This window comes from Paraburkholderia sp. D15, from assembly GCF_029910215.1.
GTDB lineage: Bacteria > Pseudomonadota > Gammaproteobacteria > Burkholderiales > Burkholderiaceae > Paraburkholderia.
This window is the reverse complement of the sequence record NZ_CP110395.1, coordinates 2,110,825-2,124,711: the sequence shown is the minus strand read 5'-3', so window position 1 is coordinate 2,124,711 and position 13,887 is coordinate 2,110,825. Positions and strand designations below refer to the sequence as shown.

The following is a 13,887-nucleotide window of genomic DNA, read 5'->3' as shown; positions in this document are numbered from 1 at the left end:
TTCAAGGTCTTTTGGCGAAACCCCTTAGCGTTGCCGGCGCGGCCCGCCGATCAGCCTCACCACTTCATCGAACAACGCCCGGTCCGGCGGCGTCGACAGATCCAGCGCCACGCAATGGCGGTAGTACGGACTCAGATCGAGCCCCACGCCCAGTCCCAACACCTCGACGTCACCCGCCGCTTCATTGCGCGCGACCACCTGCTTCAGATGATTGTCGAGGTAATACGCGTCGTTGACCTGCGCGGTCGCGCTATCCATCGGACTGCCGTCCGAAATCACCAGCAGGATCTTTCTCGGCTCGGCCCGCGCACGCAACCGCGTGCAGGCCCAATCGACCGCTTCGCCGTCCACGCCTTCGCGAAACAGATCGGCTTTCAACAGCGCCGCGAGCGGCGTGCGGGCACGGCGCCAGCTCGTCGCCGCGTCCTTGAAGACCAGATGGGCGATTTCGTTCAGACGTCCCGGGTGCGCCGGCCGGCCGCCCGCCAGCCAGTCCTGCCGCGCGCGGCCGCCGTTCCAGGCGCCGGTGCTGAAGCCGAGTACTTCGTTCGCGACGCCCGCCTGATCGAGCGCGCGCGCCAGCACGTCGACCAGCACCGCGACCGCTTCGATATGCGCGCGCATCGAGCCCGAGCAATCGATCAGCACGCTCACCACGCAATCGGCGACCGGCCGGTAGCGGTCGAGCAGAAACACGCGGCGCTCGGCGGGCGAAGTGATCACCTGCGCCAGCCGGCGCCCGTCGATACGCCCCTGCTCCTCGCCGAACGACCAGCCGTCGCGGCGCGGCACCGCGAGCGCGGCCTTCAGCGCATACGCGAGACGCGGCACGTTGATGCGCTGCGCGGCGATCCGCTGATCGAGCTGCTCGCGATACTGGGCAAGCAGCTCGGCGCGGATTCGCGTGGCGGGGACGAATTCGCGGTCGTAACGCGTCGTATAAGCCAGGTAGTGTTGCCCCGCATCGCGCAGCACGCGGCTGTCGCCCGTGGCGGCCAGTCCGATGTCGACCTGTTCGCCCGCCTCGCTATCGAACCAGAGCGCGAACATCACGCGCACCGCTTCGTCGTCTTCGGGCGGCGCGCTGTCGTCCATGCCGGCCTCCTCGCGCGCGTCGCGCATCAACGCGCCGACGAGCCGCGCGAATTCGAGCGCCGGCGCCGCGAACGCGCGCTGATCCCGCCGATGCCGGCGCAGCGCCGCGAGCGGCACGCCAAGCACCGGCGTGATCGCGGCGCGGGTGGCTTCGATGAGGCCTTCGGTTTCTTCCAGCACGGGCCAGCCTGTCAAACGCGACCACACGATCTGCGCGACGGTGTACAGCAGAATGCCGAGATGACCATCGGCGAAACCCGCGTGATGGAACGCGCGCGACCACGCCTCGAAGCGATGCCGCAGATTGTGCGCGAGCCCCGGCATGCCGGGCGGCGCCAGCGCCTCGCAACGCAATTGCTCGAACAGTTCGAACAGTAGGCGCTCGACCGTTTCGGCGGACACCGAGGGACTCAGGCTCGCATGCAACGCCGCATCGGAATGCGCGACGCGCAACGCGGCGGCGTCGGCGGCGCCGCGCAGCGAGGCCAGATCGTCCGCTTGCGGATCGGTGCGCAGATGCGGCGCATGCAAGGGCAAGGGCCGCAAGCCGCGGCACAGGCGGCCGGCGCGGTAATGCAATTGCGCGTCGCCGGTCAACGCGCGCGCGGCCGCCGCGCACAGGTTCTGCCGCTGCTCCGCGCGCCGCAACGCCTGACGCTCGGCGCTGTTCATCGCGATGGCGCCGAACGGCTGTCGCCCGCCGCGCGTTGATCCGCGGCGCCGTCCAGTTCGCGATCGAAACAGCGCTGAAAATATTCGCCGACGATCGCCCGCTCCGCCTCGTCGCATTTATTGACGAAGGTCAGCCGGAACGCCAGCGCCGGGTCGCGGAAGATCTGGCAGTTCTCTGCCCAGTCGATCACCGTGCGCGGCGACATCAGCGTGGAGAGATCGCCGGTGGCGAAACCCTTGCGGGTCAGCTCGGCGACGCCGATCATCGCGTCGATCAACTGGCGGCCGGCCTCATCGTTCAGCTCCGGCACGCGCGCGAGCACGATGCCGGCTTCCTCCGCGCGCGGCAGATAGTTCAGCGTGGCGACCACGTTCCAGCGGTCCATCTGCGCGTGGTTGAGCAACTGCGTGCCGTGATACAGCCCGTTCAGATTGCCGAGACCGACGGTGTTGGTGGTCGCGAACAGCCGGAAATACGGATGCGGATGAATCACGCGGTTCTGGTCGAGCAGCGTGAACTTGCCGTCGCGTTCGAGAATGCGCTGGATCACGAACATCACGTCGGGGCGGCCCGCGTCGTATTCGTCGAAGATCAGCGCCATCGGCCGCTGCAACGCCCACGGCACGATGCCCTCCTGAAACTCCGTCACCTGGCGGTCGTCGCGCACGACGATCGTGTCCTTGCCCACCAGATCGAGCCGGCTGATGTGCCCGTCGAGATTCACGCGCACGCACGGCCAGTTCAGGCGTGCCGCCACCTGCTCGATATGGGTGGATTTGCCGGTGCCGTGCAGCCCCTGCACCATCACGCGACGCTCGCGCATGAAGCCGGCGAGAATCGCCAGCGTCACCTCGGGATTGAAGCGGTAGACCTCGTCGATCTCGGGCACATGGTCGTCGCGTTCGCCGAAGGCCGGCACCATCAAATTCGAGTCGATGCCGAACACCGTGCGCACCGACACCATCCGGTCGGGTTGGGCTGACAGGCAATCAGTCACTACGGTCTCCTCGGACGTCACGGGGTTGTCGCCCGGCTCATGATACGCAGTTTGTTTTTTCGAAACAAATCATTCCGTTTTTTATTTGGCACGCTTTATCTGGCGAACCACGTTCACGGCTTCTCGTCGCGGCGGAAGTACATCTGGTACAGCATCCGCTGCCCGATGCGCCGGAACGGCGCGAACGGATGCCCCGGCAACGGTGACGTGAAGATCGGCAGCGTCTGCCCGGCGCCCTTGCCCGCGATGCGTTCGGCAAGCCGCCGCCCGGCCTGCTGCGAATACGACACGCCGTTGCCGCCGTAACCGAGTGCGTAGTAGATCGTCTGCCGCGGGTCCGGCTGGTACACGCGCGGCATCATGTCGTGGCTCACGTCGACCCAGCCCCACCACGAGTAATCGATCGCCACGCCGCGCAGCGCGGGAAACTTGCGCACCATGCCCTCGACCAGCAAGTCGTAGTGGCGCGGGTTGGCCGCGTCGGCGCCGGTGATCGCCGAGCGGCTGCCGATCTGCAGACGCCGGTCCGGCAGAAAGCGATAGTAGAAACGCAGCGTGCGCGTATCGGTCAGCACCTGGGTCGTGCGGAAGTTGCACGCGGCGATCTCCTGGTCGGTGAGCGGGCGCGTGACCATCGAGTTCGACAGGATCGGCATGATGCGGCTGCGCAACGTCTCGTGCAGCGTCTGCGCGGTGTACGCGCCGGTCGCGATGCCGACCGCGCGCGCCCGCACGACGCCGCCCGGCGTGCGCAGATGATGCACGCCATGGATGGTCTCCCAGCCGAGCACCGGACTCGCCGGATGCACCTTCGCACCCGCCTCGCGCGCGAGCCGCAGATAGCCGAACGCGAGTTTCAGCGCGTGAATGCCGATGCCCTCGGGCTCGTGCAGCGCGCCGGCCGCTTCGTGATCGTTCACGTAATCGCGCTGCAGCGTATGCCGGTCGATCAGTTCCGACGGATAGCCGAACACGTCCTTCCAGACCTTCGCCTCGGCGGCCAGCTTCTGCATGATGCGCGGACGGTGCGCGATCAGGAAATGGCCTCCGGGCTGCGGATCGCAATCGATCTCCGCGATCAGCGATTTGAAGTGGTCGAAGCCCTGCTGGATCTCGTCGTGCATTTTCAGCGCGACGTCCTTGCCCCAGCGTTCGATCCATTGCGAGCGCGAGAGCCGCCCCGACGCGTTCTGCCCTTGCCCGCCGTTGCGGCTGCTGCATCCCCAACTGGTCTTGTTGGCCTCCAGCACGACCGCCTTGATGCCGTGCTCACGCGCCAGACACAGCGCGGTGGCGAGCCCCGTATACCCGCCGCCGATGATCGCGACGTCCACATCGACGTCGCCGGCGATCGGGCCGTCGTCGGCGGGCGGCGTGCCGGCCGTCGCGACCCAGTAGGTCGGCGCGTACTGCTTGCCCCAGCCCGGTCCGGGCGACACCAGCGGGTCGTACGCGGGATCGTAGCGGGTATCGTGCTCGCGTTCGTCGCGTTCATTGCGTCCGGACGGCAGGTGCTGCGCGACGCGTTCGATTTCACTGTGCTCCATCTGCGGCTCCTCGTCGGGCTCAAACGTTCTGCTTCGGACGTTCCTTGCGGAAGGCGCGCTTGACCGCGATGAGTCCGTCGCGGAACTCGAACAGATCGCAGCCTTCGGCCTCGATGCGCCAGCCCTCCGCGTGCGTGCCGGTGAATACCCATTCGGACACGCCGCGCTCGCCGGCCACGTAGTGACGCCCCTGGCCCCAGTGCGCATCGGGAAACGTTTTGAAGACCGCTTCGAAGGCCGCGCGCGTCGCATCGCGGCCGACGAAACGCGTGCCGAATACGTCGGGACCGCCCGCCGCGTCGAACACGCAGTCTTCGGTCATGAAGCCCATCAAGGCCTGCGCGTCGTGACGGTTGAAGGCGTCGGAAAATGCGGCGAGCGTGTCGGCGGTGACGTGCTCACGCGTGTCGGCGTGCGGTTGCGGGTGTGATTCCTGCGTGCTCTGCGGTTGAGCCATGGCTCGTTCTCCTGGAGGTTTTTGTGTGGCGCATGGGACGCCGCGCGGCGGCTCGGCGATCCGTGCGGAAATTGTAGGAAGGGGCGAAATGGCCGGGTAGGTCCAGTGCGGGGCTTTCGCCTGGTGCAGCGGCAGGCGGTGCGGAAGGTGCAGGATGGGCGGGAGGTGCCGTGTGCGGCATCCGCTGAATTGGACTCAACGAGTGCCGCCAACTGGCTCTATGGGTCCGCATTTTTGTCGGGCCACACTGGCGTCACAACCTCAGCGAGGAACCAGATGCTCAAACTGTTTATCGGACTCGGCATTCCTTACCTGGGCGTGATCGGCCTGTTGCCGTGGGTCGCCTCCGTCGACCGCTTCGTGCTCGGCGTGCCCTTCATCTACGCGTGGATCTTCGCGTGGTTCATCCTGACCTCGGGCTGTCTGATGATCTGCTGGCGGGTGTTCGACCGCCGCGGCGGCGACGACTCGTACCCGCACAACCGTTAAAGGAGCGTCCGGATGGCTACCGCCGTATTCCTCGGCTTCATTCTGTTCTCGCTGTATCTCGCGATCCGTTCGAACCGGGGACGCGGTCCGCAGAGCATGCACGACTTCTTCGTGGCGTCGCGGCAGTTCGGCGCGCCGCTGGTGTTCTTCCTCGCTGCCGGCGAGATCTACAGCATCGGCACGATGGTCGGTTTCCCGGGCGGCATCTACGCGAAGGGGCCGACCTACGGTGTATGGTTCCTCGGCTATATCCTGCTTGCCTATCCGCTCGGCTATTTCATCGGCCCGAAAATCTGGGCCGCCGGTCAGCGCTACAACGCGATCACGCTGCCCGATCTCTTCAAGGGGCACTTCGGCAGCCGCGCGCTCGAAGTGCTGGTGGCCGCATCCGCGATCGTGTTTCTATTGCCGTGGGGCGAGTTGCAGTTCACCGGGCTCGTCGCCGCGTTGAACGGTCTGGGCTGGCACTTCAAGCCGCTCTATCTGATCCTGATCGCCGCGCTGCTCGCCTTCAGCTACATCGCGATCGCGGGCGTGCGCGCGTCGGCCTATATCGCGGTGCTGAAAGACGTGCTGATGGTGGCGGCGATCGTCGTGACGGGCGTGGCGGTGTCGATGGAAGTCGGCGTCACCGAAGTGTTTCATGCGGCGAGTCTGCACGTGAGCAACCGGATGAACGCGCATCAGCTGACCTTCTCGATGAGCACGATGCTGTTCCAGTCGCTCGGTTTCTACGTGATGCCGTTCGCGGTCCAGAACTTCTTCACCGCGAAAAGCGCGAACACGATCCGCCGCACCCAGGTCGCGATGCCGCTGTACATGCTGATGTATCCGTTCCTCGTGATCGCCTCGTACTACGCGATCAGTCAGAATCTGCATCTCGCGTCGCCGAACGAAGCGTTCTTCGCCGCCGCGATCCGTCTGCTGCCAGGCTGGCTGCTCGGCATGGTGGCCGCGGGCGCGTCGCTGTCGGGTCTGCTGGTGCTGGCCGGCATCTGCCTCGCGATCGGTCCGATCGTCACGCGCAACCTGCTGCCCGGCATGCCGGAAGCGCGCCAGAAGCAAGGCGCGAAAGTGGTGATCGTGCTGTATCTGCTGGTGTCGATCGTGATGACGCTGCTCACGCCGAACCTGATGCTCACGTTGATCAACACCACCTATTACGGCGTCACGCAGTTCTTCCCCGGCGTGATCGTGATTCTGTTCGGTCTGCGCGTGCGGCCCGCCGCGATCGCCTCGGGGATGTTGACCGGGCAGGTGCTGGCGGTCATCCTGTACCTGCTGCAGATCGACCTCGGCGGTCTGAATCTCGGGCTGCCGTGCCTCGGCGTGAACCTGCTGGTGATGACCGCGGTGAACCTGACCGCGAAGCCGAGCCGCGCGCATGCGTTGCCCTGAATGACCTCGATCCAACCCTGACTATCGCCTCATGAGCCAGTCCAACGCTTCAAGTTCCACGCAGGTGTTCGTCGCGAGGAAGATCGTGACGATGAACCCGATGCAACCGCACGCGACCCACGTCGCGATTCGCGACGGCAGGATTCTCTCGGTCGGTAACGCCGAAGACGTCGCGCAATGGGGCGACGCCGAAACGGTCGACACGTTCCGCGACAAAGTGCTGCTGCCGGGTTTCGTCGAAGGCCATTGCCATTTGATGGAAGGTGCGATGTGGGACGCCGTCTACGTCGGCTACTACGACCGCCGTGGCCCTGACGGCCGGCGCTGGCCCGGTCTGAAGACGCTCGACGCGGTGCTCGACCGTCTGCGTGAAGCACAAGCGCGCCTGCCGGCCGGCGACGCGCCCTTGCTCGCGTGGGGCTTCGATCCGATCTTTTTCGGCGCGAGCCGCATGACGGTTCGCGAGCTCGATACGGTGTCGGCCACGCGGCCCATCGCGATTCTGCATGCGAGCGTGCATCTGATGAATGTCAATTCGGCGATGCTGCTGCGCGCCGGTATCGACGAAGACACCGACATCGACGGCATCGACCGGGACGCCGACGGCCAGCCCACCGGCGAGCTGCAGGAGTTCGCCGCGATGTTTCCGGTGTATCGCGTGATCGGCGGCGGCCTGTCGATCGCCGCGAGCGAGAACGTCGAGGCGATCTGGAATTTCGGCCGCGTCGCGCAACTCGCGGGCGTGACGACCGCGACCGATCTGGTGAACGACTTCTCCGAGCGCGGCCTGGCCAATCTGCGCGAGGTGACGGGAAGCGCCGATTTTCCGCTGCGCATCGTGCCCGCGTTCGCGCCGCAACGCAGCCCCGAGGGCGGCCCGCAACGCGTGCTCGATGCGCTGCAGCGCGCAACGCCGAAGCTGCGCTTCGGGCCGGTGAAATTCATCGTCGACGGGTCGATCCAGGGCTTCACCGCGCGCCTCAAATGGCCGGGCTATCTGAACGGCAAACCCAACGGCTTGTGGCTGATTCCGCCGAGCCAGTTCGTCGAGGTCTTCACGCCGTTTCACGAAGCGGGTCTGCAACTGCACGTGCATACCAACGGCAACGAAGCGACCGAACTCGTGCTGGATGCGTTCGAACAACTGCTCGCGCATCATCCGCGCCGCGATCATCGCCATACGTTGCAGCACTGCCAGATGGCCGATGCGAGCCAGCTCGCGCGCGCGGCGAGCCTCGGCCTATGCATCAACTTCTTCTCGAACCATCTTTACTATTGGGGCGACGCGCATTACGCGCAAACCATGGGCGCCGATCGCGCGAACCGGATGAACGCCGCGGAATCCGCGCGACGTCTCGGCATTCCGTTCGCGTTTCATTCCGATGCGCCAATCACGCCGCTCAACCCGCTCTTCACCGCGTGGTGCGCGGCGCAACGCGAGACCGCGTCAGGCCGCATTCTCGGCGCGGGCGAACGCGTGCCGCTCGCCGACGCGCTGCGCGCGATCACGTGGGGCGCCGCTTATACGCTGAAGATGGACCATCTGGTGGGCAGCATCGAAACCGGCAAGTTCGCCGACTTTGCCGTGCTCGCGGAAGATCCGGCCGAGCTGCCGCTCGCGCGGCTCAAGGACCTCGAAGTGTGGGGCACGGTGGTCGGCGGCCGCATCTTCGAAGCGCCGGCGTGATGCGCACGATCTCGCTCGTCGTGATCGGCGGCTATCTCGGCGCGGGCAAGACCACGCTCCTGAATCACGTGCTCACGCACGCCGGTTCGCGCCGCGTCACCGTGCTCGTCAACGACTTCGGCTCGATCAATATCGACGCCGCGCTGATCCGCGAACGCACCGACGACGTGATCAGCCTGGAGAACGGTTGCGTGTGCTGCTCGATCGGCGGACGGCTGACCGAGGCCCTGCTGGCGCTCAGTGCGCGCGACGATCCGCCGGACCTGTTGATCATCGAAGCGAGCGGCGTGTCGGACCCGCTGCGTATCGCGCAGATCGGCATGCTCGACCGCGCGTTCCGGCTCGACGGCATCGTCGTGCTGGTGGATGCGGAGCGCGTCGAGGCAACCCTGGCCGATCCGTATGTCGGCGATATCGCGCAGCGGCAGATCGCCAGCGCCACGGCGCTGGTGCTGAACAAGATGGACCTGCTCGACGATGCCGCGCGGCGCGCCGCGCTCGAGCGCGTCGAAGCGCTCGCGCACAGCCGGGTGATGATGCAGACGAGTCATGGCGTGGTGCCGCCGGGGTTGATCTTCGATCTGGCTGAATGCGGCGGGCACGATGAGCTCGCTGAGCACAATGAGCCACGCGTGGAGCCTGTGCATCACTCACGACGTCATGATCCGCGGCCCTTAGGCGCTGCGTTGACGCCCGCCGCGCTCCGCAGTTTCTCTTTCGTCACCGACGCGGTGCTCAACCGCCGCAAACTCAAGGACGCGCTGCTCGGCTTTTCGGCGCGGCTGCTACGCGCGAAAGGCTTCGTGCGGCTCGATGACGACGGCGCCTTGCACGAACTGCATGTGGCCGGAAGTCGCGTGCGGATCACGGCCTCGGCCAACGCGGGTTCGTCCGAATCGCTGATCGTCCTGATCGGCCTGTTCGACAACGACGACGAAGCACGCGCGCGAGCCGCGTTGAGCGCCGCGCAACTCGGCGAGAGGGAGACGAACATAGTGTGATTGCCAGTCGAAGACGGGAAATGGCTTGATACGGTTCACAGACGAATCAAGCCGAGTCGGCCTGAATCCCAATGCTTGTCCTCGAGTGCCTGGTGAAGCATGCCCAACGTGATCGGCTCGCGGACGAGGCGCTGAGGTTGGCGAAAAACCACGCGCCGAAAGAGCGAAAAAAGCAGCCCTTCTCCCTCCATCAAGAAGTAGCGGTGGAAATCGAAATCGCCACCCGCAACGTCGAAATGCTCAAAGTACCGGACCATGAATTCGCTTGCGTCATCGCCCGTTTGGCCCAGATCTTCCACGAGCCGGGTTGTCGGGGACAGCCGCTTGTTCTCGCCTAACCCGGCCTCTCTCCGGACGAAACGCTCCAACTCATCCCACAACGAATCGGTCATAAAACTTTGTCTTCGGTTTTGACCATGCGATTGTATTTGAACACAGTGTTAGTCACGATTTTGAATACGTCGCGTGCAAGCAGTACCCAGCCAACGCCAGGGATAGCTCGACCAATAAACACGCCTAGCCGGCGAGTCAGAATGATCCGAAACGATTTGATGCTCTGAAGAGTGATCGTCGGCAAAACTGCGCGCTTAAGTTCATAGCGAAACAACGAGCGAGACATCACAGATGCAACAGATGTACCCTTCGTCGCCCCACCAAATTTTTGCCTGGTGGGCAGCATGGGCCATCCGGCGAGAATCAGAATAACGGCTTCGATGTCATCTATACCCACCTGCTCGCAGGTCTCTTGCACTGCGACGAAAAAGAACAGTTCAGCCGGCGTCAGATCGTGATGCCCCCCGAAAGAATACTTATTGCTCATTCAATTGCCTATGTGGTCGAACGGAAGGGCTCAAAGCCTAGTGACTTCGTTGCGACCAATCAAGCCATGTTCAATGCAGTAAATCTGCTTCCAGGTATAAAACAGACCGTGCTTCGCCTCGGTGAAAATAAAGATAGTTGATACGCATGCACAACAGCTACTACACCGGGCTTCCCAAAATTTTCGCTCTCGATACCACTCCACACGCGTACTTTCTGCCAATCGATACAAATCGATAAATTTCAGTACCAGTGTTATTCTGCGCCCGCGTCGGCGCATCTACTTCAATCGCATTTTTTAGCTCCAACGGCTCGCAACACGTATGTCCCGCCTTTATCCCACCCCCGCCCCCTTCACCCTCCGCTCACTCCAACGCGACGAACTCACCCGCGTCTGGACTATCGACCGCAGCGAAGTGATCCACCATCTCTACCGCCTCGCCAACGGTCAACTTGAACGCTATCCCGAGTTTCACGACATGCACGGCTGGCCTGACGGCGAACCCGAGCATTACACGCCGCTGCTGCTCGACTGCTTCGATCGCGGCGGATGGTGCGCGGGACTCTTCGACAGTGAACGCCTGATTGGCGCGGGGATCGTCGATAGCCGTCCGCTTGGCCCGAACGCCGACATGCTGCAACTGAAGTTCCTGCACGTCAGTTGCGCGTATCGCGGGCGCGGCGCGGGCCTTCAGCTCTATCGCGCCGCGCAGGCGCATGCACAACAGTCCGGCGCACGTCGCCTGTACGTGTCAGCGACGCCTTCGGAACGCACCGTCGATTTCTATCTGGCGCTCGGCTTTGTCCTGACCACGCAGCCCGACCCGCAACTGTTCGCGCTGGAGCCCGAAGACATTCACATGGAAAGTCCCGAGCTGGGTCGCTAGCGCGCGAGCAGAAACGCCAGCACCGCATCGACGAATTCCCGCGGAAACTCGACGTTCGCCAGATGGACGGCGGGCAGCGTCAGCAGTTTCGCGCCGGGAATCGTTTCCGCAATCGCCTCGCTGTGACTCGCGGCCGTCACCGTGTCGTACTGCCCCGCGATCACCAGCGTCGGCCGCGTCATCCGCGCGATGTCCTCGCGCAAATCCGTCTCCTGCACGGCCGCCCACGAACCCGCCAACCCGTGCCGGTTCGTCGTCAGCAACATGTCGCGAAAGCGCGCCACCTCCGCATTGCGCGTGTCCAGCATCGGCGCGGGAAACCAGTTGCGCAGAAACTGTTCGGCTGTTTCCGTCATATCGTCGGCCTGAAGCACGGCCGCGATCGATGCGTCGAAGCGTCCCGCCGGCCCGAGAAACGGCGACGTATTGCTCAAAATCAGATGATCGATACGTTCCGGCGCATGCACGCCCAGCCACTGCCCGACGATCCCGCCCAACGACAACCCCAGGAAATGCGCACGCCGAACCCCTAGCGTGTCGAGCAGTTCGATCACGTCCTCGCTCAATCTCCGCATCGTGTAGGGCCCCGCCGGCACGCTCGACGCGCCGTGTCCGCGCGCGTCGTAGCGCACCACCCGGAAGTGCCGCGACAGCGCCTCGACCTGCGCGTCCCACATGTGCAAGGTCGTGCCGATCGAATTGGACAACACGAGCAGCGGCCGTGTCTCATCGCCATTCAACCGATAGGCGATACGCGCGCCGTCGCTCGTCGTGAAATAGAAAGTCTCTTGCATGTTCGTCTCCAGACATGGCGGATGCCATGGAAACGATCATAGGGAAACCGCATTCGAACTAAAATTACATACTCAGGACGATCTTTGTCAGGAAAATTGACATGAGCGAATTCACGTTACACGACCTGCAATGCTTCGATGCGGTCGTCACGCAAGGCGGCTTCCAGCCGGCGGCGGACACGCTGCACCGTTCCCACCCTGCCGTTTTCGCGGCCGTGGCCCGACTGGAAAGCCAGTTGGGATTGACGCTGCTCGATCGCGGCGGCTATCGGGTCGGCCTGACCGATGCGGGCCGATCGTTCCATACGCGCGCACAGGCGCTGCTCCGGGAACTGGAGGGTTTGCGGCACCACGCCGCGCAACTGGCCATCGGCGAGGAAAGCGAGTTGACCGTCGTGATCGGCGATCTGTGCCCGCGTCCGGAAATACTTGCGCTGCTCGCGCGCTTCTTCAAGCACTGTCCGGACACGCGATTGCATCTGCATTTCGAGGCGATCTCCGGGCCGCTGGAGCGCCTGAAAGACGGCGACGCCGACGTGATCCTGCACTGGATCGACAAGACCGATCCCGCGCTGGAATGGATCGATCTGTGCAAAGTCCGCTTCATTCCGGTGATCGCGCCGGGGCTGCTGCCCGAGCCCTTGCCGCGCGCGATCAAGCCCGAACACATGCGGCCGTTCACCCAATGCGTGATGCGCGACACCGCACGTCATTCATCGGCGGGCAATTACTTCACGATCGAAGGCGCGCATCAATGCACGGTCGCCGATCAGGCGATGAAAAAGGAAGTGATCCTGCAGGGACTCGGCTGGGGACATCTGCCGGATTATCTGATCGGGAAGGAGTTGCGCAGCGGCAAACTGACGTCGATCGCGGGCCGCTATCTGCCGGGGCGTATCGAGGAAGTCGTCGCCGCGCGGCGCGGCGACCGGTCGCATGGTCCGGTGGCCGAACGGCTCTGGACTTATCTGCGGGAACAGGCGCCGCAATTCAGGCGCAAGGGTGAAGCGAAACCCGGCGCGCGCCGCAGGTAACGCTGCTGCCTGTTAGCGCGGCGCGGCAGCGCACGGCAAGCGCACCGCCGCCACGTCGCGGCACACCCCGCCCCCGCGCTCGCTCAAGCCGGCAACGCCGGCGTTTCCGCAACGGCAAGCCGCGTAAGCAACGCATCGTAATCGCGCGGCGCGATCCACAGATGCTCGACCACGGTCGTCCGGGTCTGCTTGCGCTTGCCCTTTTTGTCCCAGCGATTCACGACCGTGCGCACGGTGATCGCGCGAAACGTGTCGTCGCTGGGTTCGGCGATCAATTCCAGATCGACGTTGCGCCACGCCGTCTCGAGTCTGTACGCTTGCGGATCGATTCTCGCGAGCGGCATCAGCGCGGAAAAATCGCCGCGCTCGAAGGCCTCGCGCAACGCCCCGGGTTCGCCGTCGATGCCCTGCACGTCCGCCTTCAGCGTGGTCTCGGCCCACTTGCCGGTGCGCTCGGAAAAAATGCGCACGCCGCTCGACGTCCACGCGAGCAGCTGCGCGGCCAGCATCACCAGCAACGCCTCGCCGGCCCAGATCCAGCGCATGTTGTCGGTCGACGCTTGCGCGCCATGCGTGCCGATATACCGGCTCACGGTCACGTGATAATTCTCGGCCAGCCAGTTCAGGAAATCGCCCCACGTGGCCGGCCCGGCGAACACCAGTTCGCCCGCCACGTGCGCGCCGTGATCGAGTTCGAGCACGATCCAGATCAGCCAGTACGCCCACAAGCCGAACGCCGACAGCAACAGCGCGGCGAACAGATCGAACGGCAGCGAGCGCGACTTGCCGGCCTGACTGGCCTGCACCGCGATGAAGCCGATCAAGCCGCCGAACAGCAGCGTCGCGAGAAACGAAAAATAGATGAACGGGTTGTAGCGGATCACGACCGCATAAAGCGCCGCGACGATCGCGACGCCGATGCCGCCGCCGAGCAGCACATAAAGCGGCGCGCTCGCGCCGACGCGGCCGGAGCGCACGTAGTACTTCGTTTTATTCATTCTGTTTCCAC

At 64.5% G+C, this 13,887-nt stretch carries 14 protein-coding genes; 6 read left to right on the top strand and 8 right to left on the bottom strand.

The features are described 5' to 3' along the window. Positions 1 to 24 precede the first annotated feature (24 nt). From LFL96_RS09165 to LFL96_RS09150, 4 genes are all read right to left on the bottom strand, one after another. A complete protein-coding gene (locus LFL96_RS09165; protein ID WP_281000368.1) occupies positions 25 to 1,767 on the bottom strand; it encodes a cobalt chelatase in 1,743 nt (580 codons plus the stop codon). Beyond that, on the bottom strand, positions 1,764 to 2,732 hold the full coding sequence (locus tag LFL96_RS09160; protein ID WP_281000650.1) for an AAA family ATPase: 969 nt from the start codon (positions 2,730 to 2,732) through the stop codon (positions 1,764 to 1,766). Before LFL96_RS09160 ends, LFL96_RS09165 begins: the two co-directional genes overlap by 4 nt. Positions 2,733 to 2,878: 146 nt before the next feature. Beyond that, complete coding sequence (locus tag LFL96_RS09155) at positions 2,879 to 4,312, bottom strand: FAD-binding oxidoreductase (RefSeq protein WP_281000366.1); 1,434 nt, start codon at positions 4,310 to 4,312, stop codon at positions 2,879 to 2,881. Positions 4,313 to 4,331: 19 nt separating this feature from the next. Next, positions 4,332 to 4,769 carry a nuclear transport factor 2 family protein gene (locus tag LFL96_RS09150; RefSeq protein ID WP_281000364.1) on the bottom strand — a complete coding sequence of 146 codons (438 nt, stop codon included), beginning with the start codon at positions 4,767 to 4,769 and terminating at the stop codon, positions 4,332 to 4,334. A gap of 276 nt (positions 4,770 to 5,045) precedes the next feature. Between LFL96_RS09150 and LFL96_RS09145 the strand changes: the two genes are divergently transcribed. From LFL96_RS09145 to LFL96_RS09130, 4 genes are read left to right on the top strand one after another with little or no spacing between them, the layout of a single operon-like run. Then, a complete protein-coding gene (locus LFL96_RS09145; RefSeq protein WP_281000362.1) occupies positions 5,046 to 5,258 on the top strand; it encodes a DUF3311 domain-containing protein in 213 nt (70 codons plus the stop codon). Between the two features lie 12 nt (positions 5,259 to 5,270). Next, complete coding sequence (locus LFL96_RS09140) at positions 5,271 to 6,656, top strand: sodium:solute symporter family protein (RefSeq protein ID WP_281000360.1); 1,386 nt, start codon at positions 5,271 to 5,273, stop codon at positions 6,654 to 6,656. A gap of 31 nt (positions 6,657 to 6,687) precedes the next feature. Beyond that, positions 6,688 to 8,343 carry an amidohydrolase gene (locus tag LFL96_RS09135; protein WP_281000358.1) on the top strand — a complete coding sequence of 552 codons (1,656 nt, stop codon included), beginning with the start codon at positions 6,688 to 6,690 and terminating at the stop codon, positions 8,341 to 8,343. Further along, positions 8,343 to 9,344, top strand: coding sequence for a CobW family GTP-binding protein (locus LFL96_RS09130; RefSeq protein ID WP_281000647.1), 1,002 nt, complete (start codon positions 8,343 to 8,345; stop codon positions 9,342 to 9,344). Before LFL96_RS09135 ends, LFL96_RS09130 begins: the two co-directional genes overlap by 1 nt. 35 nt (positions 9,345 to 9,379) lie before the next feature. Here the strand turns inward: LFL96_RS09130 and LFL96_RS09125 are convergent, their stop codons facing one another. Then, entirely contained in the window at positions 9,380 to 9,736 is a 357-nt protein-coding gene (locus LFL96_RS09125) for a DUF1493 family protein (protein ID WP_281000355.1), read from the bottom strand. After that, complete coding sequence (locus LFL96_RS09120) at positions 9,733 to 10,164, bottom strand: STM2901 family protein (protein ID WP_281000353.1); 432 nt, start codon at positions 10,162 to 10,164, stop codon at positions 9,733 to 9,735. The genes LFL96_RS09125 and LFL96_RS09120 overlap by 4 nt, the downstream gene beginning before the upstream one ends. A gap of 415 nt (positions 10,165 to 10,579) precedes the next feature. On the opposite strand from LFL96_RS09120, the gene LFL96_RS09115 reads away from it, so the two are divergent. After that, positions 10,580 to 11,050: a GNAT family N-acetyltransferase gene (locus LFL96_RS09115; RefSeq protein ID WP_281000351.1), complete on the top strand. Its 471-nt coding sequence runs from the start codon at positions 10,580 to 10,582 to the stop codon at positions 11,048 to 11,050. On the opposite strand, the gene LFL96_RS09110 is transcribed toward LFL96_RS09115, so the two are convergent. Then, the gene (locus tag LFL96_RS09110) at positions 11,047 to 11,844 is read right to left on the bottom strand and encodes an alpha/beta fold hydrolase (RefSeq protein ID WP_281000349.1); all 798 of its coding nucleotides are present in this window, start codon (positions 11,842 to 11,844) and stop codon (positions 11,047 to 11,049) included. The two genes, LFL96_RS09115 and LFL96_RS09110, sit on opposite strands and share 4 nt — an antisense overlap. 101 nt (positions 11,845 to 11,945) lie before the next feature. Between LFL96_RS09110 and LFL96_RS09105 the strand changes: the two genes are divergently transcribed. After that, positions 11,946 to 12,878 (top strand): LysR family transcriptional regulator, encoded by a 933-nt coding sequence (locus LFL96_RS09105; RefSeq protein WP_281000347.1) that lies wholly within the window; start codon positions 11,946 to 11,948, stop codon positions 12,876 to 12,878. An 83-nt stretch (positions 12,879 to 12,961) separates the two neighbouring features. On the opposite strand, the gene LFL96_RS09100 is transcribed toward LFL96_RS09105, so the two are convergent. Then, positions 12,962 to 13,876 (bottom strand): hypothetical protein, encoded by a 915-nt coding sequence (locus tag LFL96_RS09100; RefSeq protein WP_281000345.1) that lies wholly within the window; start codon positions 13,874 to 13,876, stop codon positions 12,962 to 12,964. Positions 13,877 to 13,887 lie beyond the last annotated feature (11 nt).

Bases quoted from the DNA above. Each gene is read 5' to 3' on its own strand.
- LFL96_RS09160 (WP_281000650.1), bottom strand. From the start codon at position 2,732: ATGGTGTCGGTGCGCACGGTGTTCGGCATCGACTCGAATTTGATGGTG.
- LFL96_RS09130 (WP_281000647.1), top strand. From the start codon at position 8,343: ATGCGCACGATCTCGCTCGTCGTGATCGGCGGCTATCTCGGCGCGGGC.
- LFL96_RS09120 (WP_281000353.1), bottom strand. From the start codon at position 10,164: ATGAGCAATAAGTATTCTTTCGGGGGGCATCACGATCTGACGCCGGCT.
- LFL96_RS09125 (WP_281000355.1), bottom strand. From the start codon at position 9,736: ATGACCGATTCGTTGTGGGATGAGTTGGAGCGTTTCGTCCGGAGAGAG.
- LFL96_RS09110 (WP_281000349.1), bottom strand. From the start codon at position 11,844: ATGCAAGAGACTTTCTATTTCACGACGAGCGACGGCGCGCGTATCGCC.
- LFL96_RS09140 (WP_281000360.1), top strand. From the start codon at position 5,271: ATGGCTACCGCCGTATTCCTCGGCTTCATTCTGTTCTCGCTGTATCTC.
- LFL96_RS09150 (WP_281000364.1), bottom strand. From the start codon at position 4,769: ATGGCTCAACCGCAGAGCACGCAGGAATCACACCCGCAACCGCACGCC.
- LFL96_RS09135 (WP_281000358.1), top strand. From the start codon at position 6,688: ATGAGCCAGTCCAACGCTTCAAGTTCCACGCAGGTGTTCGTCGCGAGG.
- LFL96_RS09105 (WP_281000347.1), top strand. From the start codon at position 11,946: ATGAGCGAATTCACGTTACACGACCTGCAATGCTTCGATGCGGTCGTC.
- LFL96_RS09100 (WP_281000345.1), bottom strand. From the start codon at position 13,876: ATGAATAAAACGAAGTACTACGTGCGCTCCGGCCGCGTCGGCGCGAGC.
- LFL96_RS09165 (WP_281000368.1), bottom strand. From the start codon at position 1,767: ATGAACAGCGCCGAGCGTCAGGCGTTGCGGCGCGCGGAGCAGCGGCAG.
- LFL96_RS09145 (WP_281000362.1), top strand. From the start codon at position 5,046: ATGCTCAAACTGTTTATCGGACTCGGCATTCCTTACCTGGGCGTGATC.
- LFL96_RS09155 (WP_281000366.1), bottom strand. From the start codon at position 4,312: ATGGAGCACAGTGAAATCGAACGCGTCGCGCAGCACCTGCCGTCCGGA.